This is a genomic window from Streptomyces sp. PA03-1a (assembly GCF_033792805.1).
In the GTDB taxonomy this organism is placed as follows: domain Bacteria; phylum Actinomycetota; class Actinomycetes; order Streptomycetales; family Streptomycetaceae; genus Actinacidiphila.
In genome coordinates, this window is record NZ_JARAVO010000001.1 from 97,635 (window position 1) to 116,733 (window position 19,099).

General features: G+C 71.9%; 17 protein-coding genes. 7 read left to right on the forward strand and 10 right to left on the reverse strand.

Annotated elements, in window-relative coordinates:
* Positions 1–47 precede the first annotated feature (47 nt).
* On the forward strand, positions 48–1,193 hold the full coding sequence (locus PV341_RS00545; protein WP_500329194.1) for a sensor histidine kinase: 1,146 nt from the start codon (positions 48–50) through the stop codon (positions 1,191–1,193).
* A complete protein-coding gene (locus tag PV341_RS00550; RefSeq protein WP_500329195.1) occupies positions 1,190–1,837 on the forward strand; it encodes a response regulator in 648 nt (215 codons plus the stop codon). Before PV341_RS00545 ends, PV341_RS00550 begins: the two co-directional genes overlap by 4 nt.
* Before the next feature lie 18 nt (positions 1,838–1,855).
* On the opposite strand, the gene PV341_RS00555 is transcribed toward PV341_RS00550, so the two are convergent.
* From PV341_RS00555 to PV341_RS00575, 5 genes are all read right to left on the reverse strand, one after another.
* A complete protein-coding gene (locus tag PV341_RS00555; protein ID WP_500329196.1) occupies positions 1,856–1,990 on the reverse strand; it encodes a hypothetical protein in 135 nt (44 codons plus the stop codon).
* 387 nt (positions 1,991–2,377) lie between these two features.
* The gene (locus tag PV341_RS00560; protein WP_500329197.1) at positions 2,378–3,571 is read right to left on the reverse strand and encodes an ABC transporter permease; all 1,194 of its coding nucleotides are present in this window, start codon (positions 3,569–3,571) and stop codon (positions 2,378–2,380) included.
* A complete protein-coding gene (locus PV341_RS00565) occupies positions 3,568–4,281 on the reverse strand; it encodes an ABC transporter ATP-binding protein (protein WP_500329198.1) in 714 nt (237 codons plus the stop codon). The genes PV341_RS00560 and PV341_RS00565 overlap by 4 nt, the downstream gene beginning before the upstream one ends.
* Entirely contained in the window at positions 4,278–5,402 is a 1,125-nt protein-coding gene (locus PV341_RS00570; protein WP_500329199.1) for an efflux RND transporter periplasmic adaptor subunit, read from the reverse strand. Before PV341_RS00570 ends, PV341_RS00565 begins: the two co-directional genes overlap by 4 nt.
* Complete coding sequence (locus PV341_RS00575; RefSeq protein WP_500329200.1) at positions 5,386–5,982, reverse strand: hypothetical protein; 597 nt, start codon at positions 5,980–5,982, stop codon at positions 5,386–5,388. The genes PV341_RS00570 and PV341_RS00575 overlap by 17 nt, the downstream gene beginning before the upstream one ends.
* Before the next feature lie 124 nt (positions 5,983–6,106).
* Here PV341_RS00575 and PV341_RS00580 point away from each other — a divergent pair, with 124 nt between their 5' ends.
* Together PV341_RS00580 and PV341_RS00585 are read left to right on the forward strand one after the other, a co-directional pair.
* The gene (locus tag PV341_RS00580; protein WP_500329201.1) at positions 6,107–6,823 is read left to right on the forward strand and encodes a response regulator transcription factor; all 717 of its coding nucleotides are present in this window, start codon (positions 6,107–6,109) and stop codon (positions 6,821–6,823) included.
* Positions 6,820–8,610, forward strand: coding sequence for a sensor histidine kinase (locus PV341_RS00585; RefSeq protein ID WP_500356305.1), 1,791 nt, complete (start codon positions 6,820–6,822; stop codon positions 8,608–8,610). The genes PV341_RS00580 and PV341_RS00585 overlap by 4 nt, the downstream gene beginning before the upstream one ends.
* 52 nt (positions 8,611–8,662) lie before the next feature.
* Here the strand turns inward: PV341_RS00585 and PV341_RS00590 are convergent, their stop codons facing one another.
* Positions 8,663–9,007 (reverse strand): hypothetical protein, encoded by a 345-nt coding sequence (locus PV341_RS00590; RefSeq protein WP_500356307.1) that lies wholly within the window; start codon positions 9,005–9,007, stop codon positions 8,663–8,665.
* Between PV341_RS00590 and PV341_RS00595 the strand changes: the two genes are divergently transcribed.
* Together PV341_RS00595 and PV341_RS00600 are read left to right on the forward strand one after the other, a co-directional pair.
* Positions 8,985–9,566, forward strand: coding sequence for an SDR family NAD(P)-dependent oxidoreductase (locus PV341_RS00595; RefSeq protein WP_500356308.1), 582 nt, complete (start codon positions 8,985–8,987; stop codon positions 9,564–9,566). The two genes, PV341_RS00590 and PV341_RS00595, sit on opposite strands and share 23 nt — an antisense overlap.
* Before the next feature lie 953 nt (positions 9,567–10,519).
* On the forward strand, positions 10,520–12,469 hold the full coding sequence (locus PV341_RS00600) for an N-acetylmuramoyl-L-alanine amidase (protein WP_500329205.1): 1,950 nt from the start codon (positions 10,520–10,522) through the stop codon (positions 12,467–12,469).
* Between the two features lie 110 nt (positions 12,470–12,579).
* Here the strand turns inward: PV341_RS00600 and PV341_RS00605 are convergent, their stop codons facing one another.
* The gene (locus PV341_RS00605) at positions 12,580–13,014 is read right to left on the reverse strand and encodes a VOC family protein (protein WP_500329206.1); all 435 of its coding nucleotides are present in this window, start codon (positions 13,012–13,014) and stop codon (positions 12,580–12,582) included.
* Between the two features lie 413 nt (positions 13,015–13,427).
* On the opposite strand from PV341_RS00605, the gene PV341_RS00610 reads away from it, so the two are divergent.
* Complete coding sequence (locus PV341_RS00610; protein WP_500329207.1) at positions 13,428–14,459, forward strand: AraC family transcriptional regulator; 1,032 nt, start codon at positions 13,428–13,430, stop codon at positions 14,457–14,459.
* A gap of 13 nt (positions 14,460–14,472) precedes the next feature.
* Here PV341_RS00610 and PV341_RS00615 read toward each other — a convergent pair whose 3' ends face one another.
* The 3 genes from PV341_RS00615 to PV341_RS00625 all read right to left on the reverse strand — a co-directional run bounded on the left by PV341_RS00615 (position 14,473) and on the right by PV341_RS00625 (position 18,690).
* The gene (locus tag PV341_RS00615) at positions 14,473–15,000 is read right to left on the reverse strand and encodes a YbhB/YbcL family Raf kinase inhibitor-like protein (RefSeq protein WP_500329208.1); all 528 of its coding nucleotides are present in this window, start codon (positions 14,998–15,000) and stop codon (positions 14,473–14,475) included.
* 19 nt (positions 15,001–15,019) lie between these two features.
* Entirely contained in the window at positions 15,020–16,414 is a 1,395-nt protein-coding gene (locus tag PV341_RS00620) for an NADP-dependent succinic semialdehyde dehydrogenase (protein WP_500329209.1), read from the reverse strand.
* A 74-nt stretch (positions 16,415–16,488) separates the two neighbouring features.
* Complete coding sequence (locus PV341_RS00625) at positions 16,489–18,690, reverse strand: FUSC family protein (protein ID WP_500329210.1); 2,202 nt, start codon at positions 18,688–18,690, stop codon at positions 16,489–16,491.
* Positions 18,691–19,099 lie beyond the last annotated feature (409 nt).

A 19,099-nucleotide genomic window follows, 5' to 3' on the forward strand; every position in this document is an offset into this window, starting at 1 on the left:
GAGCGGTTTCCGCTCGGCAGGCGAGCGGAAGTGGAGACGACGAGAACGTGGGCACCACAGCGGACGGCGTCTTCGAACGGGCGGTGCGGGGCATCGGGTGGCTGGCGGCCACCGGGGCCCTGCTGGTCCTCGGCATCCTGGACGTGAGCCTGAACCAGGCCCATCCGTTCACCGTCCTCCTGGCGATCGTGGTCGCCCTGGTGACGCCACGGCTGACCGCCGTCCCCCTGGGCAACGGCGCGCTGTGGCTGGGAGCCCTCGTGCTGCTGGCGACGCTCGCCACTCCGCCGGCCGACTACAGCACCGTGCCGTTCGGGTTCACCGCCGCCGCCGTGACCGTCCTGGTCATCGGGGTGACCGCATGGCGGGCCGAGCCCATGCGCGCCTCCTTCGCGGTCATGCTCCTGCTGGCGGGGCTGGTGCTCGAACCCCTGAAGTCCCACCAGCGCATCGCCCTGGCCCTGGCCCTGGCCCTGGCGCTCGGCGGCGTGATCGCCGCCGCCACGGGCCTGTCCGTACGGATGCTCCAGACCAACCGCCAGCGCCAGGTGACCGCCGCCCAGCTGGCCCAGCGGACGGGCATCGCGTCGGACCTCCACGACTACGTCGCCCATCACGTGACCGGCATGGTCGTGCTCGCCCAGGCCGCCCAGACCGTGGCGGCGAGCAAGCCGCAGGCCGTGCTTCCCGCCCTGGAACGCATCGAGGCGGCCGGCGACGAGGCCATGACCGCCATCCGCCGCATGGTCACCCTGCTGCGCGAGCCCGACGCCCAGGCCCGCCTGTCACCACCGGGCACGATCGCCGACATCGCCTCCCTCGCGGGACACTTCACCTCCGAGACCGGTCCTGACGTGAGGCTGCGCATCGAGGGCGACTTCGACGACATCGCCATCGACGTCCAGTCGGCGGTCCACCGGGTGGTCATGGAGGCCCTCACCAACGTGCGCAAGCACGCGGACGCGGTCCGCACCCTCGACATCCACGTGCGCCGCCAGGACCGGCCCGACGCGGTGACCGTCGAGGTCACCAACGACGGCCGCAGCCGTGGCGGCCACCACCCCGACGGCGGCTACGGCCTGGCCGGCCTGCACGAGCGCGCCGCGGCACTCGGCGGTTCCCTGAACGCCGGCCCCCGGCTCCCGGAGGGCTGGAGCGTGCAGGCCCGGATCCCCGCCGGGGGCGCACGATGACCATCCGTGTCCTGCTGGCGGACGACCAGGCCATGGTCCGCACCGGGTTCTCCCTCATCCTCGGCGCGGAGGACGACATCGAGGTCGTGGGAGAGGCGAAGGACGGCGTCCAGGCCCTGGAGATGTCCCGCACGCTCAACCCCGACGTCGTCCTGATGGACATCCGCATGCCGCGCATGGACGGCCTCCAGGCGCTCCGGGAACTCAACCGCCCCGGAGCCGGCGACGCCCCCAGGATCGTGGTCGTCACCACCTTCGACGACGACGAGTACGTCTACCAGGCACTGGACAACGGAGCCTCCGGATTCCTCCTCAAGGACTCCGGCCCGGCGCTCCTGACCGAGGCGGTGCGCGCGGCGTACTCCGGGGAAGCCCTGGTCAGCCCCGCGATCACGATCCGGCTGCTGCGCGGCATCAAGCCACCCCGACCCGCCGCGCCGGAAGCCTCCGACCTGTCCTCCCGCGAGACGGACGTCGTCCGGCTGGTGGCCGAGGGCAAGACCAACGCGGAGATCGCGGCCGAACTCTTCGTGTCGCTGGGAACGGTCAAGACCCACCTGGGCAACGTCCAGACGAAGCTCTCCGCCCGCAACCGCGTCGAGATCGCCCTGTGGGCCTGGCGCACGGGCCTCGCCGGCGGGTAGGGCCGGACCGGCGGCTCGTCACCCGCTGTGCTGCGCCGAGGACGGCCATTCCCCGCCGGCGAATTGCCGCCCCCAGTAGTAGGGGTTGCCCTCCGACAGGGTCCGCGCCTCCCGGGCGGTCGGATCGTCCTCCTTGGGTACCGCAACCTCCACGCCGGTCCCCAGAGGGCGAGTCGCTCCTGGCAGATGCCGCACGGAGGAAGGATCAGGACCCGGTCCTGCTCCGGGTCCCTGCAGACGCAGACGGACGCGACGACCACCCGGTCCTGCGTGAAGGCCTGTAGGAAGGCACCGGTCTCCTGGCAGGAGGGCCACTGAACCGTGCAGGTCGTCCAGTCCGACGCTGGTCAGGATCCCGCCATCGGCCAGCCGCACGGCGGCCGCGCCACCCGGTTCGCCCGGCGGCCAGCGCCGGTTCATGAGGTCGACGGCAGCGTCCACCAGTGCTTGACCGAGGCGCACGGGCCGGAGTCCGGCACATCCGGCAACCGCATCAGCACAACGGTGCCGGCCCGCACCGCACCCCGGCCCACACCGGCGTCAGACCGCCGACAAGGCCTGTGTCGGGGGCAGGCGCGAGGCGCGCAGGGCGGGGTAGACGCCGGCGGCGGCGCCCACGGCGATCGCGCCGGCCATGCCGGTGGCGAGGGCGAGGGGCGGCAGGACGGGCGGCCAGGACTGGGAGATCGCGTATGCGGCCGTGCCGGCCGCTCCGAGCAGGGTGCCGCTGAGCCCGCCGAGCACGGACAGCATGACGGACTCCGTCAGGAACTGCCCCCGGATCTGGCGGCGGTTCGCCCCGAGGGCGCGGCGCAGACCGATCTCGCGGCGTCGTTCCAGGACGGAGACGAACATGGTGTTGGCCACGCCGATGCCGCCGACCAGGAGGGCGACACCCGCGAGACCCAGGAAGAGGGCGGAGAAGGCGTGCTCGGTGGCGCGTTTGGCGGCCAGGGCGTCCGAGGGCCGGCTGACCTGGACCAGTCCGGGCAGCTCGGGGTTGACGGAGTCGGGCAGGACCGCGCGTACCGCCTCGATCCGTGACTCGCGTGCCTTCACGTAGACCACCGTGGGATGCCCGTCGAAGGCCAGGACGTCGCGCGCCGCGTCCCAGCCGACCAGGACGGAACTCTCCAGGTCGGGGGTGAGCGGCATCGGCTCGAGGATGCCGATCACCGTGAACCGGTGCTCGCCGATCGTCACCAGTGGCTCCCGTCCCGGGAGGACCCGGTCGATCCCGAGCCGCGACGCGGCGCGCGTGCCGAGGACGGCTGTCGGGAAGCGCTCGGTGGCCCGGCCGAGGAAGTGGCCCGCGCGTACGGTGCCGCCGACGGTGGACAGCAGGTTGGTCCTGGCGGCGAGAACGGTGATCCCGATGGAGTCGTTGGGGTCGGACAGGTCGGAACGCCGCACGGTCGCGTGGGTGTTGGCGACGGCGGTGGCGCTGGTCACCGGGCCGATACGGGCCGCCATCGCGTCCGCCGCCTCCGGCAGCCGGGCCTTCTGCTCGGCGTCGGGCTGGGGCTGGGCGCGCAGCATGTTGGTGCCGAGCGCGGACAGTTCCTCCATGAGCGCCCGCTGGCTGGACGCGGGGATGCCGGTGACGACGACGAGCGTGGCGATGCCGATCGCGATGCCCAGGGCGGACAGCGCGGCGCGGGTCCTGCGGGTGCGCAGGCCCAGCAGTCCCAGCCGCAGGACGTCGAGGGGGGACAGCCGGATCGGTCGGTTCATGCCGGGCTCCCGGCGGTCGTGCGGGTGGCGGTGTCCGAGGCGACGCGGCCGTCGCGCATCTCGATGCGGCGCGGCATGCGAGCGGCGATGTCCCGGTCGTGGGTGATGACGGCGATGGTGGTGCCTTCCTGGTTCAGTCGCGTGAGCAGGTCGAGGACGGCCTGGCCGTTGGCGCTGTCCAGGGCTCCGGTCGGTTCGTCCGCGAGGACGAGGGCGGGTTCGTTGACCAGTGCGCGGGCGATGGCGACCCGTTGGCGTTCGCCGCCTGACAGTTGCTGGGGCAGGTGGCGGGTGCGGTGCGCCAGGCCGACCCGGGCCAGCGCCTCCTCGGCGCGGGGGCGACGCAGCCGGGACGGCACGCCGGCGTAGAGCAGGCCGGTGGCGACGTTCTCGGTCGCGTCGAGGCCGTCGGTGAGGTGGAAGTGCTGGAAGACGAAGCCCAGCAGCCCTGCGCGCAGCGCGGACAGCCGCCGGTCGGACAGGCCGGCGGCGGCGTGGCCGGCGATCTCGACCGTGCCGCTCGTCGGCTGGTCGAGGGTGCCCATGATGTGCAGCAGCGTGGACTTCCCGGAGCCGGAGGGGCCCACGATGGCCAGGAGTTCCCCCTCCTCGACGGTGAGGGTGACCCCGTCCAGGGCCGTGACGTCGCCCGGGTAGGTCTTGGTCACCTCGCGCACGACGAGGGCGAGGGCGGGTCGCCCGGAGTTCATGAGGAGGTCACCACTGTCATGCCCTCGCCGACCCCCGTGCCGCGCACCTCGACCAGGCCGTCGGCGAACACGCCTGTCTCCACGGCGACCAGGGAGGAGTCGGGCCGCTGCAGGGCGTAGCCGCCTTCGCTGAGCGCGAGGAGCGCGGTGACGGGGACGGCCAGGACGCCCTTGCGGTCGGTCGCGGTGAAGCGGACCTGGACGGAGGCGGAGTCCAGGTCCTTCACGTCCGTTGCCCGCTGTGGCGTGATGGTGACGGCGACCGTGGGCGGGCCGGTCTGGGCCGTCTGCTCCTCGCCGGAGCCGCCCTGGACGGCACGGGCGACGCTGGTGATCCTGCCGGGGACCTCGCGGCTGTCGGGCAGCGTGATCGTCACGCTCTGCCCGGTCCGGAGTGCGCCGACCTCGGTCGCGTCCACGCTGACCGCCACCGACTTCGCGGTGGTGGTGTACGTCAGCAGTTCCCCGGCGACCGGGTCACCGAGGGCGGCGGTGACGGTGTTGACGCGCGCCCTGCCCGGAAGGACCAGCGCTTGGCCGGGCTTCAGGGTGCCGGTAGCCGTCTGCCCGGTGTCGTGCTGCCAGCGTCGGAGGGCGGCGCTGAGCGCGGGGGTGAACTCGGAGCCGCCGGTCGTGAGACGGGAGGGGCGGCGGTCGGCGGTGTACCCGATGTCGTAGCCGAGGGCCCGAAGGTTGTCCGCCAGCACCGTGACGTCATGGCCGCGCAGACCGGGCTCGTCCAGTGCGCGGAAGAACGGGGTGTCGCCGAAGAAGACGGTGACGGGCCGGTCGTCCACCCAGTACAGGGGCTTGCCGCGCGCGGCTGTCGCGCCCGGAGAGGGCAGTTTGGTGATCACTCCGGTGCCGTTGCCCTTGAGCGTCCGGAGCGGGCCGTAGCCGAGGGTGCCGGGCAGGGTCCGGTCGGTGGAGAGGTCGGTCCTGACGACCTTGACGGTGTGGAGCGGGATCGGGTGTTCCGGCGCGGTCTGCGGGCTGCCGTGCCGCGCGCTCCAGGCCGCGGTGGCCCCTCCCGCGCCACCGGCGGTCAGGAGGACGGCCAGGGCCACGGTGAGCCGGCGCCGTCGCCGTCTGGGGAGGCGGTGGTCAGCGGTCCTTGCCACCGAAGGCCTCCATCGTGCAGCTCTTGTCGACCTTGGTCTGCTCGGTGTCGCTCATCGTGGTCTGGCCGTCGTAGGTCCAGCCGGAGTTGTCGGGCAGCGCGACGACCTTGAGTCCGTGGGAGTTCAGGCACGTGACGTAGGCGCGGTAGTCGTCGTCGTAGTGCGGGTTCCTGTCGCGGTCCAGTTCGGGGGGCTGCAGGGGGAGTTTCCCGGCACAGGTCTTCTGCGCGGCCCGGGCGGTGGGGCTGTTGTCGTGCTGGTCGATGGAGTAGGGGCCACGGGACAGGATCATCTTGTGCCCGTGGTCCTTCAGGCAGGTGGCGTACGCGTTCCAGTAGCGGTCGCGCTCGGCGTCGGAGCTGTCCAGGCGCAGTTGCGGACGGCCTTCCTCGGCGCTTCGTGAGGGCGCGGCACCGGACGCCGTGGCGGACGGCGAGCCCGTCGCCAGGGAGGCGACGTCGCGCTTCCCGGACTCGGCGTCGGTGTGCCCGGCGGACCCGCCGCACCCCGCGAGGAGGGTGGCGCACGCGAGCGCGGCGGCCGCGCCGAGGCAGCGGTGAGGGAGACGTGAGTGGGTCATGCCGCCGGATCGTGGCCGACGGATGTCAGCATCCTGTCAGGAAGTGTTCGTGATCTTGTGGCCCCGGCGCGGACGCCGCCCGGGGCGCCCGAATGCGCCACTTGGCCTACTTATACTCCCGGTCATGAGCGCCCACATATTGGTTGCCGAGGACGACGAGAAACAGGCGGAGCTGCTGCGGCTCTATCTCGAGCACGAAGGGCACTCCGTGACCGTCGTCCACGACGGGCGCGCCGCTCTGGAGGAACTGCGCCGCAATCCCCCGCAGCTCCTCGTGCTGGACGTGATGATGCCGAGGGTCGACGGGCTGGACGTCTGCCGCATCCTGCGCCGCGAGTCCGACCTGCCGGTCCTGATGGTGACCGCCCGCTGCACCGAGGACGACCTGCTGCTCGGCCTCGACCTGGGCGCCGACGACTACATGGCCAAGCCGTACAGTCCGCGGGAGCTCACCGCCCGGGTGCGCACCCTGCTGCGCCGTGCCCGCCCCGCCGCGCCCCGCGTCCCCGGACCGGAACCCGAACCCGAACGCGATCCGGTGCTGACCGTCGCCGGCCTGAGCATCGACCCGTCCCGGCACCAGGTCACCTGCGACGGCGCCCCCGTGGACTGCACGCCCGGGGAGTTCCGGCTGCTGGAGACGCTCGCCGCCCAGCCGGGCCGGGTCTTCACCCGGGAGCAGATCCTCGGGCACCTGCACGGCACCGGGCGCTACTTCACCGTGCGGACGGTCGACACGCACGTCATGAACCTGCGCCGGAAGATCGAATCCGATCCCGCCCGGCCTGTGCGCCTGCTGACCGTCTACGGTGTCGGCTACGTCCTGTCCGACAGCGCGTGAACGCCCGCTTCCACCGCAGCCTGGTCGTGCGGCTGCTCGCGCTGTCGGTGCTGATCTCCGTGTGCTCGATCGCGGCCACCGCCTGGCTCGCGGTCCGCACGACCGCCCGGGCGATCCGGCAGGAGCAGGGCCAGGCCATCTCGGACGACTCGCGGATCTACGAGGCCCTCGTCGCCAGGGCCGCCACGCACGGCGACTGGCAGGGTGTGCAGGCGCTGGTGGACGGCCTCGCCCGGGAGACGGGACACCGTGTCGTCCTCACCACCCAGGACCGCCGGCCGATCGCCGACTCCGACTCCGACTCCGGCCCGAGGGCCCCGTTGCCCGACCGGGCGTCGGCGACCGTGGACGCGCTGTCCGTCGACGCCGGCATCTCGGGCTCCCCTGGCCGCGACCGCATCGACTCCCGCGCCGTCGGCCCGTTCCGCCTGACACCGGCGGAGCGCACGGAACTGACCGCCCTCGCGCAACGCCGCGTCAACTGCCTCGACCAGATCCCGGGCATTCGCGCCACCATCGCCACGGCCCCCAACGGACGACCCCGCGTGGACGCGCCGGGCTACAGCGGAAGCAGGTGCGCCAACGACGCCCTGGACCGCCCCACCCGCACCGAGGCCCGTGCGCTCGCCCAGCTCGACACCCTGGTCGGCACCTGTCTGAGCCGCCGCGGCAGCGGTCCGGTACGGCTCGCGCCGGACCTGACCTGGACGGGCACGGGAAGCCGTACCCCCGTGGACGATCAGCTGGTCCCCTCGTGCCTGGACAGCGCCCGCCGCGAGCAGCTCGCCTCGTACGTCGCCCCGGCCGCCCTCTTGTTCATCGGCTCCCCGGACCAGGCCGCCGCCGTCTCGCCGTTCGACCTGTCCGCACCCAACCGCCTCCGCATGGCCGCGGTCGTCGGCAGCGTGCTCCTGCTCACCGTCGCCGTCACCGTCGGCCTGGGCCTCCGGTTGGTCAGGCCGCTGCGGGCCCTCACGGCGGCCGCCCACCGCATGAAGGCGGGTGACCTCGCCGCTCGCGTCCAGGTGACCGGCAAGGACGAGATCGGCCGGCTCGCCGAGGTGTTCAACGAGATGTCCCGGCACCGCGCCGAGCTGGAACGGCTGCGCACCGAGATGGTCGGTGACATCGCCCATGAGCTCCGCACTCCGCTGAGCAACATCCGCGGCTGGCTCGAAGCCGCCGACGACGGCGTCGTCCCGGCCGACCGCGCCCTCGTCGGCTCGCTCCTCGAGGAGGCGCTGCTGCTCCAGCACGTCGTGGACGACCTCCGGGACCTCGCCGCCGCCGACACCGGAGTGTTGCGGCTCCAGAAGGTGCCGTGCGACGTCGCCGAACTCCTCCAGCAGGTCGTCACCGCCCACCGCGGACGCGCCGACCACGCCGGCGTCGTCCTCTGGGCCGAGGACGGGGGCGGCCTCGGCACCGTCGACGCCGACCCGGTCCGCCTCCGTCAGGCTGTGGCGAACCTCGTCTCCAACGCGGTCCGCCACACCCCGTCGGGCGGCACGGTCACGATCCGGGCGCACCGGGAGGACGACACGGTCGTCATCGCCGTGGCCGACACCGGCGGCGGAATCCGGCCCGAGGACCTGCCCCGGGTCTTCGACCGCTTCTGGCGTGCCGAGAAGTCCCGCAACCGCGGTACGGGCGGCAGCGGTCTCGGTCTTGCCATCGTGCGCAACCTCGCGCACGCGCACGGGGGTTCCGTCACCGCCGAGAGCACCTACGGCGAGGGCTCGCTGTTCACGCTGCGTCTGCCGGCCGGGGGTGGGCGTCGGCGTTAGGCGTCCGTACGGGCCGTTCCCCCTCCGGACCGGGCGGAGCCGAACGGCGCCTTCACGTGCCGTTCGCCGCCAACGCCTCGACACCCGCGCGCAGGAAGGTCATGGCCGCGACGACGTCGTCACGTGTCGGCGTGGGGCCGAGGGACGAGCACAGCGCCGCCGCCGCCGCGGCCGTCATGCGGGCGTCCCTCTCGTCGGGAGGCGTGTCCATGTCCTCGACCAGACGACGTGCCCCGGTCTCGACGATCTCGGCCATGCGTGCCTTGTGGGGGCCCAGGAGCTGCGGGTTGAGCGCGAGCATGCGCTCGGTGAGTGCGCTCAGCTCCTGCGGGCGGTCCAGTTCGCCGTACAGCCAGTGCTCGACGGCGTCGATGATGCTCCAGCCCCGGGGGAACAACGTCTTCTCGTCGCCGGACCTCGGGGCGTGGCTCGGCAGGCCGTTCTGGGAGTTGCCGCTCGCCCCGTGGGATCAAGTGCTGGACATCGGCACACGGTCGCACTACGTGGCGAGCGTCCGTGCGGCACCGCTGTTGTTCACGGCGGGCCGGGGGCTGATCGTCAACATCTCGTCGGCAGGCGCACGCCAGTACTCCCACACCACCGCGTACGGCGTGGGCAAGGCCGCGCTCGACAGGATGACGGCGGACATGGCCGTGGAACTGCGCTCGCGGGAGGTGTCCGTGGTGTCGGTGTGGCCCGGCCTGGTCCGGACCGAGTTGGTCGACGCCGCCGCGCGCGCGACCGGCCACGGCCGCAGCGAGATCGAGCTCCCGGGCGAGGGCAGGTTCGACGTGGGCGCGGCGGAGTCGCCGCGTTTCGTCGGGCGGGGCGTGGTGGCGCTGGCAGGCGATCCCGCGGTACGGGACCGCTCGGGATCCGCGGTGTCGACGAGCGACCTCGCACTCCACTACGGCTTCACCGACGTGGACGGCTCCATGCCGTCCGCCGTGCAGTAATCCGTGCCACTCCGGCCCGGTCGGGTCGTGGCGTCAAGGTTCTATACAGCACCGCGCTTCACCTGATCGGATGGTGGAGCCGTTACGCGGAATGCCCCGTGCACTGTCGTGGCGGCGCTTCGCCGAGTGTGCGCAAGCGGAAAGTCAGTGGGGAAGGTTCGTCGTGTCCGGCATCGTCAAAGAGAACACCGCCGCAGTCGTACCGTTTCGGCACGATCCACGCGAATCTCGACGCTGACGGTTTCGGCGACCGAATTGACCCTTGGCGGCCGGTCACATGCCGGTCGGCCGCCAGGAGTTGCAGGGGTTGACGCCTCTCCGGCCACGGCAGGGTCGGCTCAGCCGACGCCCGCTCATCCCGCCCTCCCCAGGGGACGGAGATCGTCGTGCCACCTGCACGGCAGAGGGCCCGCAACACCACTGCGGCGTTGCGGGCCCCTGATGGCGCACGCGCGACGTGCCGCAGCTGCGGTCGAGGGCGGCCACGGGTGCGAGCCCGCTCCCCCGTGCGCCGCGGCACCTTCGCACAAGCCCCCCGACGTCCGGCGTCCATGTCGTGCCCGCCGGACGTCGGGGACCAAGAAATGTCATCTGCGTGCCTCGTGGCAGGAATTACCGGCGGGGATGGACAAATGACGCCCGCGTGCTCTCGGCGAACTGACGGCATGAAAGGCCCAACCGGTCTGCCCCTCAAAAGGATTCACGCCATGTTCACAACTTCCGGGAATTCCGCCGGCAGCACTGTCTTCTTTGATTCCGTCCGCCGCGCTCTGCTAGCGTCACCAACCGTCCTCAGGTCGATTGCGAGCGAACGCCGGACGCGGTTCGGCGCCGACAGACGGCAGGCACACCTCCGTAGGGAGTCCGGAGTGCCTCGCAGAACGGCTCATGCCGTGTCAGTCAGCTCGCCCACAGGGCGACATGACCGTCTCAGACACACTCGGGAATAATTGATGACGACAGAGAGAACGACTCGCCGGCGGCATGCCGAACGGCGTCGGCCCGTGCTGCTCGCGGCCGCGGCACTGGCGGTGGCCGGTGCGGTGGCGGTGCCGGTGGTGGCACAGGCGACAGGCGAGAACTCCCCCTCCACCTCCACGCGGCAGGCCGACTTCACGGCCGCGGCCGCGGAGTTCGACGTACCGGAGCAGGTGCTGCTCGCGGTGGCGTACCAGGAGTCGGCGTGGGACGCGCATGCCGGGCAGCACAGCACGGATGGCGGCTACGGGCCGATGCATCTCACGGATGTCACGCCGTCGATGCTCTCCGCCGGTGACGCCGGCATGGCCGGCCGGGCGGACGTGGCCGAACTGGCCGCGGACCCGGCGCTGCACACGCTCCAGGCCGCGGCGAAGCTCACCGGCCTGTCCGTGAAGGACCTGCGCGAGAACGCGACGGCCAACATCCGTGGCGGGGCCGCCCTGCTGGCGTCGTACCAGGAGGCGACCGGCGGGAAGGCTTCGACGGATCCGGACGACTGGTACGGCGCGGTGGCCCGCTACAGCCAGTCCACGCAACGGCAGGGCGCCCGGGCGTTCGCCGACCGGGTCTACGCCACGCTGAAGAAGGGCGCAAAGCGCACCACGGCCGACGGTCAGCGGGTGGCACTGGCGGCCGGGCCGGGAGTGACCCCGGCCACCGGCCAGCTGGACCGCCTGCGCCTGACCTCGGCGGCGACGACGGACACCGAGTGCCCCACCACCGTGGACTGCACCTTCGTGCCGGCCGCCCCGTCCAACGGCCAGGTGTCCGACCGCCCGGCCAACGGGATCCGGATCGACTCGATCGTCATCCACGACACCGAGTCCTCGTACGAGTCGGCGATCGCCACGTTCCAGACGGCGGGCGGGAGTTCCGCGCACTACGTGATGCGGTCCGCCGACGGTGCGGTCACGCAGATGGTCCCCACGAAGGACCTGGCGTTCCACGCGGGCAACTACTCCACCAACATGCACTCCATCGGCATCGAGCACGAGGGCTACGCCGCGCACGGGGCGACCTGGTACACCGAGGCCCAGTACGAGGCCACGGCGGAACTGGTGACCTACCTGGCCGAGCGCTTCGACATCCCGCTCGACCGGCAGCACGTCATCGGTCACGACAACGTTGTCGGCCCGACGTCGGCGACCGTGTCGGGCATGCACTGGGACCCGGGACCGTCCTGGGACTGGGAGCACTTCATGGCCCTGGTCGGCGCCCCGCTGACCGGCAGGCACGGTGTCGGCCAGGTCGGCAGCGTCGTCACCATCGCCCCCGGCTTCGCCGGCAACCGGCAGACCGTCCAGATCTGCCCGTCCGACGACCCGACCGGCGCCACGCCTGCCTGCACGGACGTCGAGCAGCCCGCCAACTTCGTCTACCTGCACACCGCGCCGGACGACACCGCGCCGCTCTTCGGCGAGCAGTCCATCCACCCCGGCGCCGCCGGGACGAACCGGATCAACGACTGGGGCAGCACCGCCCAGGCCGGCCAGCAGTTCGTGGTCGCCGGCAAGCAGGGCGCCTGGACCGCGATCTGGTTCAGCGGCAGCAAGGTCTGGTTCCACAACCCGAAGGGCCGGAACACCGTCCCCGCCCACGGCGTGACCGTCGTCAAGAGCGGCAGGACCTCCGACAGCCCGCCGGTGAAGGTCTACGGCTCCAGCTACCCGGACGCCGCGGAGTACCCGGCCGGGTACGGCGCCTCCACCCAGGCCCCGCTGAGCATGTACAGCATCCCGTCCGGCCAGGCGTACGTCGCCACCGCGCCGCCCGCCCTGACCGACGACTACTTCAAGGCCGACGGCAAGGTCGTCTTCGGCGCCAAGAAGATGTTCACCATCCAGTACAACCACCGCACCGCGCTGGTCTACGAGGGCGACGTCACCGCCAAGCGCCCGGTCAACCCTCCCAGCCACGGCTGACGCACGGCACGGCACCGCATCCGTGGTGGTGTCCGGGGCATCCGCGCCGCGGACACCACCACGCGAGCTCGTCGCGCGGCCCGTCCAGGCCGTCGCCGTACGGGCGTCCGTCAGGCGAGGGCGAGGAACTCGAGCTGGAGGTTGTCGGGGTCGCGGAACACGACGGTGGAGTAGGCGAACGGCTCGGTCTCGTCCCTGATGGGTGTGTGCGCGATGCCCAGCTCGTCGAGCCAGGTCATCCAGGACTCGAGGTCGGTGCGGGAGCCGACCTGGAACGAGATGTGGTCAAGACCGGTCCGGGATTCGAGGAAGCCCTCGTGCTGGTTCCCCGTGTTCTTGTGCAACCCGATCACCAGGCCGGAATCCGGGGTGACCAGCAGCACCCCGTACCCCGTCGATTCCCGGTAGAGGTGGTTGAACCTGTAGTCGACGCGTTCGGCGCTGAACAGCCGCTGGTACCAGTCCAGGCTGTCCTCCAGGTTGGACACGGTGAAAGAGAGGTGGCGGACCCCGGTGATCCTGGGGCCGGCGATGACCTGGGCCATGGCATACCTCCGGTAGCGAGTGCTGGGCCCCTCCGTCGCGGCGTCCGCGACGGGCACGAGCCGGCGCCGCCCGAGAACGGGACGCGAAAGAGCCGATGTTCCCTATGGATCGATTGTCGGCGGGCGCCGCTTGGGGGTGCAAATCGTGTGGGATTCGGCATGGACGGCCTGCGGCAGCACACAAGGCCCTCTGGAAATGCGTGCCACGCCATGGAAGATCCGTGCCACGGACGTACCGGATCCATTCCGCGGGGCGCGTGGCGAGTTGTTGAATTCCGAACCAGTAGTACACTCGAACACGCACGCATCGGTTGGCAAGGCATCGATCGCTCGGCACCTCCGGTGGAGGATCGCGAAGCGATCGTGAGAGGGTGCAGGTGGAATACGAGCGATCGGCAGGCTTGGCGACCGCCATGCCGAGTCCCGACAGCACCATCGCCTACCGCGCCGGAATGCGCCTCACCGCCGAACAGGCGGAATCCTCCGAGCGGCATTTCCGCCACCGGGAACACAACCCTTTCGGAGAGCACGGTCCGTTCTCACACCTCACACGCCTCGCCGTCCCGCACTCCGCCGCTTCTCGCGGATTTCGCTTCGACGCACGTGGCCAGCTCATCGACGGATTGCTGTCCGCCCAGGTCTACGTCGATTCCCTGACAGGGGTTTCCGGGAAGAACCTGCCCCAGGATCCGATCGTCGCCGACGTGGTGACCTCGGGCTGGATCGAGTTCCTGGCGGGCAAGAAGACGTACTACGTCAAACCAGGACAGATCTGCATCCGCGACACGAAGTCCTCCTGGCGGTTCTCCTGTTCGTCGGCCACGAATGTGCACGTCATCTCCATCCCGCGTCACCTGGTGCTCCCGCACGTCGGATCGGGGAAACAGCTGGGCCAGGCTTACGTCGCCGACACCTCGGCGCCCGAGGTGCGGTTCCTCCTCAACTACCTCGAGGCGGTGCGGAGCAGCAGCCGGGAACTGGAGACGTCGGACACAGCACGGCGCATGGCGCGTGACGCCTGCGCGACCCTGTTCTCGGGCATCTTCTCGGAACGTCCCGGTTCGGCGCTCGACGACCACCCCGGGGCCATCGTGGCGGCCGCCAGGAACGTCATCGAAAGGCATCTCGAAAGCGGAGACCTGTCTCCGGCGATGGTCGCCCGGCACGTGGGAGTGTCCCTTCGGACACTGCACCGGAGCTTCTCGGCCGCGGACGACTCCGTGATGGCCTGCGTCCGCAGGCGGCGTCTGCAGAAGGCCCACGACGAACTCGTGGACCCGGACACCACGGCCGGGATCGCCGAGATCGCGGCACGCTGGCGCTTCTCGGACACCAGTCACTTCATCAGGAACTTCAAGTCGGGCTACGGGGCCACTCCCGCCGCGTACGTGCGGGACCGCCGAGCCGCCGGCGGTGGCGACGATCCGGGCCGCGGCATCCTGTAGGCCCCGGGCCCTGTCATCGTTCGAAGGTGCCGTACATGGTCGCCCGCGCGATCGCGTGCGTGAACAGCTGGAACTCCATGAGGGCGGGTGCCGTCGTCTCGGACACGTCCAGCTTCTCCACGTCGACGGCGTGCACCACGAGGAAGTAGCGGTCCGGGCCGTTGCCCGGAGGTGTCGCCGGACCGAGGTACCTCCGGTAGCCGGCGTCGTTGGGCAGCGTCACCGCGCCGCCCGGCAGCGCGCTTCCGTCTCCCGCCCCGGCCGGCAGGTCGGTCACGGAGGCGGGGAGGTTGGCCACGGCCCAGTGCCAGAAGCCCGAGGCGGTGGGCACGTCGGGGTCGAACATCGCGACCGTGAAACTACGGGTCCCCTCGGGGAAGCCGGACCAGCTCAGCTGCGGTGAGACGTCCGATCCGCCCGCCCCCAGGATGCCGCTCACGTGCTCGCGCGCCAGTTGCCCGCCGTCGGCCAGGGACTGCGAGGTCACCGAGAAGCCCGGGATCGGCGGCATGAAGTCGTAGGGGGCATAGGGCTTGATCATGACGGTCCCTCGCTTTCTGCTACGACGTGCCGCCCGCGCTCCCGCCGATCCAGACGGTCTTGGCGTTCATGAACTCGCGCATGCCCAGGTCCGACAGTTCGCGTCCGTACCCGCTGCGCTTCACTCCGCCGAATGGGATCTCCGGGTAGCTGGTCGTGTTGCCGTTGATGAAGGCCATGCCCGACTGCACGTCACGTACGAACAGCGCCCGGTCCGCCTCGTCCTCGCTCCACAGGTTGGAACCCAGCCCGTACGGGTGGCCGTTGGCGATCCGGAGTGCCTCCTCCAGCGAGGACACCGTCCACACCTGCGCCACCGGGCCGAAGACCTCCTCGTGGAACATCTTCATGTCGGGAGTAATGTCGGTGAGCACCGTGGGAGGGTAGAACCAGCCGGGCCGGTCCGGTCGTTCCCCGCCCACCAGCACCGTCGCCCCCTTGCTCACGGCATCGTCCACGTAGGCCTCCACGTCACGGCGGCCGGACTCGGTGGCCAGCGGGCCGACGTCGGTCCCGTCGTCCATCGGGTCCCCCACGACCAGCGCGCCCATCTTCGCGACGAACATCCCGATGAAGGCCTCGGCGATGTCCGCGTGGACGAAGAACCGCTTGCCGTTGATGCACGACTGCCCGTTGTTGAGGCACCGTGCCCTGACCGCGGCGTCGGTGGCCCGCTCCAGGTCCGTGGACGGCATCACGATGAAGGGGTCGGAACCGCCGAGTTCGAGGACCACCTTCTTGATCTCGTCCCCGGCGATGGCGGCCACCGACCGTCCCGCGGGTTCGCTGCCGGTGAGCGTCGCGGCCGCCAGGCGCTCGTCCCGCAGCACCTGCTCGACCCGTCCGGAGGAGATCAGCAGGGTCTGGAACACGTCGTCCGGGAAGCCCGCGTCACGGAACAGCCGCTCCATGTAGAGAGCGGTCCGGGGCACGTTGGAGGCGTGCTTGAGCAGGCCCACGTTGCCCGCCATCAACGCGGGCGCGGCGAACCGCATCGCCTGCCACAGCGGGAAGTTCCACGGCATCACCGCCAGGACCACACCGAGCGGCTGGTAGGTGACGTACGTCTGCCGCGCGCCGACGCTCGGGCCGTCACCGGTCCGGTCCCGCAGGAACGCGGGTGCCTCGGCGGCGTAGAAGCGCAGCCCGCGCACGCACTTGACCACTTCCTCCCGGGCGGACCGGAGCGTCTTGCCCATCTCCGTGGTGAGCAGCCGGGCGACGGCGTCGGCCTCCTTCTCCAGGTGGTCGGCGGCCTGTTCGACCCATCCCGCTCGCTGCTCCGGTGTCGTCAGGCGGTACGACGCGGCCGCGGCGGCCGCCCGGGCCAGTTTGTCCTCGAGTTCCCCGGGGGTGAGTTCGTCGAACCGCTCGAGGACCTCGCCGGTCACGGGGCTGATCGTTGCGATGGCCATGCTTCCACGCTAGGACCGGCCATTCCGACCGGCAATTCAGGCCGCGCCTCGAGGCATCCGGCGTCGCGGGGACGTCAGCGCCACGGGGAGGTCGTCGTACCGGCCGCCGTGCGCGGCGAGCGGGCAGCGCCGATCGCGCGCCGCAGACTGGCCAGCCAGATGGCGGCGTCCACGGCGTAGTACAGCAGCGGGTCGGGGGCCCGGCCGGGCGACGCGAGGCAGACGTCGTGGATCACGGTGGTGTCGGCCGGGGCGTCGTCGGTGGTGCCGTCCACGGGGGCGGCCTGCTCCTCGCCCGAGCGCAGTGCGTGGCTGAACGGCAGCGTGGACAGCCGGAGCCTGTGGGCGGCGTCGCGTAGGTGCGTGGCACTCCGCGGCCAGGCGGACAGCGCGCCCGGCGGGCAGTTGTCCAGCAGGACCTGCCCCATCGTGATGACCCGGTTGCCCACCAGCATGATCACCTGGAAGTCGGTGTCGGAGGACGCCCCAGCGCGCCGCGGGGGGTGTCGTTCGGTGGCGTACTCGGCGTAGCTCGCCTCCGCGATCCGCTGCGCGAGCCTCGCCCTGGGCAGGGCGTCGGTGACCCGCACGCCCTCGGTGATGGTGCCGGTCACGTCCGTGACCGCGCGGGTGCCCTCGTCCAGCACGCGCGCGCAGGCCCTCCGCAGCTCCCCGGTGCCGCCGTGAGGCCACGCGAGCAGTCCGACGACCGCACCGATCAGCGCCCCGGCCAGCACGTCCAGCACCCGGGCTGCCGCCAGCTCGGGCCCGCTGGGGGCCACCTGCGCGAAGGCCGCCGCCACGGTGAGGGTGAAGAACGCCTGCCCCCATCCCGGACCCAGCACCGTGCCCGACGCGAACGCCAGCAGCATGCAGGGCGGCAGCATCACCGTGTACACGGCCGGCGCGTCCGCGGCGAAGTGCAGGATCAGTGCCGCGACGACCGCCCCCGCGAGTGTCCCGCGCAGCGCGGGCCGCAGAGCGGTACGGGTGTCGGCGGCACTCGTCCGCATCACGGTCAGGGTCGTCAGCAGCGCCCAGAAGCCGTGCGCCAGGCCCAGCTGGCCCACGACCAAGCGCGCCGCCGCAAGGGCCACCGCGATGCGCACCGCGTTCTGGAAGCACACCGACCGCGGGGTGAGGTGGGCCAGCACCCGCCGGTAGTACAACTCCGCCGTCGACCGGCCCGCGTACCAGAACGCGCCCCGTACCTCCGGCGACGCGGTCCCGGCGGGCACCGGGGCGCCCAACGCGATCCGGGTCGCCGCCACCACCAGGTCCGCCGTGTGCGTGATGTCGAGGGCGATCGCGCCGTTCCGCACCATCGTCGCCGAGTCCGTGCCCGCCTCGCGCGGTTGGCCGCGGTGCGACTCGAACGCCCGCACCGCGTCGCCGCACAGGGCCGGCATCGGCGGCGGTGCCTTCCCCGTCAGGGCCCGCGCCACGTCCTCGCACGTGGCGGCGGACGCCAGCAGCAGCCCCTTCGCGACGGGTTCGCTCAGTGCCGCCCCCTCGGCCGCCGACTCCTCCAGCTGCCGTGCCTGCGCCAGCAGATGCCGCATGTGCCCGGCGCCCTCGGACAGCGCCCGGTCCCGCGCCGACGCCGACACCGGACGCTCGTCGGCGGGTACGTGACTCATGCGCAGCGCCTGCGACACCTCCAGCAGCAGCGCCGGGTCGGAGCGCCGCGGCGGATCCGCCGCCAAGCCGTACAGGGCACCGGCGGCCACCTGCCCCGCCCGCGCCAGCCGGTCGTGGTAGCGGCCCGGACGCGCCGCCGGCCACAGCCACAGCTCGGCGGCCGCCATCAAGGCCATCCCGGCGACCAGGCCCGTGAGCCGCAACCCCAACGTCGAAGGCGCGTACGGCGGGAAGCACGGCAGGATGTAGAACAGCTGCAGCCCGTTGGCCAGCCCGACGAACTTCGGCCCGCCGACCCCGCTGTACGTCACGAGGAACCCCACCACGAGCATCCCCAGCGCCGCCGCCCACCCGTACGCCGCCAGCCATGTACCGAGCGTCACCAGCGCCATCGCGAGCGGCAGCACCGCCAGCAGCGTCACCGCCCGCTGACGCGGCGTCCCCGGCACGGACGACAACCCACCCGCCGCGACGGCACCGAAGAGGGCGTAGATCGCGACCGTCCGGTCGCCCAGCCCGTACCGCGCAGCATAGAACCCCGCGCACGCGACCACCGTGACGCGTGCGGCACGGCGTACCGCGGCCAACCCGGGATCCCGGGCCCGCAGCCACTCCGTCCAGCGCCGCACTCCCACCGGTCAACCGTAGGCCTCGGTGGGTGGCCGGGCGACCGCGCGCCTGCTCGGCGGACGTCGAACGTCCCGCCGGCGCCGGCGACGCACAGCGGCACAGGCCCGCTCCAGCGCGCCGGTGCCGCCGTGCGACCACGCATCCGGCGTGGCACTCCCATCCACCAACCGTAGGTCCCGGCCGGGCAGCGGGCCACCGCGCGAACGTGCGGTACCGCGGTGCCGCCGCTCCCGCCCGGAGGGCGTGAAGTGGCACGCACATTCAACCGAGTTGCGGTCAGCGACCGGACGGCGACGGATCGCACTCCCCCGCCCTCGGCTCCGGATGCGCGGCGTCGGCTGGCGCAGGACCCTGGAGGTATCCGAAGCGGAGCGGCGGCCACCTCGACCGGCGCAGCATTGCGAGATCGTCACG